At 46.6% G+C, this 1110-nt stretch carries 1 protein-coding gene and 1 pseudogene; both read right to left on the reverse strand.

Annotated features, from left to right (window positions below; genetic code table 11):
* Positions 1-983 (reverse strand): murein hydrolase activator EnvC family protein (locus tag R7P72_RS25550; RefSeq protein ID WP_318111030.1); only part of this gene is annotated, 983 nt, incomplete at its 3' end.
* Positions 984-1009: 26 nt separating this feature from the next.
* Positions 1010-1110: pseudogene (gene cysE, locus R7P72_RS25555) on the reverse strand (serine O-acetyltransferase); the annotation flags it as partial.

The following is a 1110-nucleotide window of genomic DNA, read 5'->3' on the forward strand; positions in this document are numbered from 1 at the left end:
TAAAGCGTCATGTCACCTTTACCGTGATCAAGCAGCACCACTAAACCGTAACCTCTTAAATACTCTGCAAATACGACTGTGCCAGGGTAAACTGCTTTAACTTGTTGACCATAGTTAGCGGAAAGCACCATACCTTTCCAGTTTACTTGTCCGGTTTGACGCGTACCGAAGTTATGTAACACACTGCCTTTGAGTGGCCATGGTAGTTTGCCGCGCTGTTTGCCGAGCCCGTCCATTGGTACCGCATTTCGCTTGGCGGCTTTTGCAATCTCGGCTTTTAGACGGGTTTCATTGCGTTGTAGTTCAGCAAGGTAACGTTTGTCGTTTTTAATGCTGCTCTGAATTTTGTTCAGCGTTTGCTTACGATTCGACTGCGTACTGGCCAGTGCGGTACGCTTTTCTGATTGCTGCTTGAGCAGGGTTTCGATCTGCTCTTTCTCTAGCTCAAGTTGGTTTTTGTTGTGCGCCAACTCCTGAGTGGTTTTGGTGATGGCATCAATCACTTCGGCACGAGCCTTGGCTAAGTGCTGAAAGTATTGGCTAATGCGGTCTTCTTCTACACCTTGATTCAATAAGTGCCCATTCGCTTTCGCTCGCTCGGTCACGTAATACGTTTGCAGCAATTGCTTGAGCTCTTCCTCTTGTGCTTGGCGCTGGGCTTCTTGCAAGGAGATTTTCTCTTCCAGTTTATTGATGTTCTTGTCTGCTTGAGCAAGGTCGGCTTTAGTTTGCTTGATTTCTCGCTCCAGCTTAGAAATGCCAAGCTCTTGGTCTTTGAGCGATTTTTGCAGCTCGTTAAGCTGTTTCTCTTGCGAGGTTAGCGCCTTCTTTTGGCGATTGATTTCGCTAGAAACGCCTTTGAGCTCTTGCTGACTTGCGGCGAAAGAAGAGAGGGGATAGGTGGCAGATAAAGCACAAGTTAATAAAATAGCCGAGCGGAGCACTGGGTGATTTTGTTTTCGCACTTGAGAGTTACCTACCACATTATTGTCAAAGGATCAGAAGACGGTTAAATGCCATCTCCATGGATAAAGCTTTGTGATTTACCGTTAAAGCCTTGGTCCATATCGAGAGACGGTTTGTCTGTTTTTGGTCGACCGACGATTTTCG

The organism is Vibrio sp. Vb0888 (genome assembly GCF_033338835.1).
Taxonomy (GTDB): Bacteria; Pseudomonadota; Gammaproteobacteria; order Enterobacterales; family Vibrionaceae; genus Vibrio; species Vibrio alginolyticus.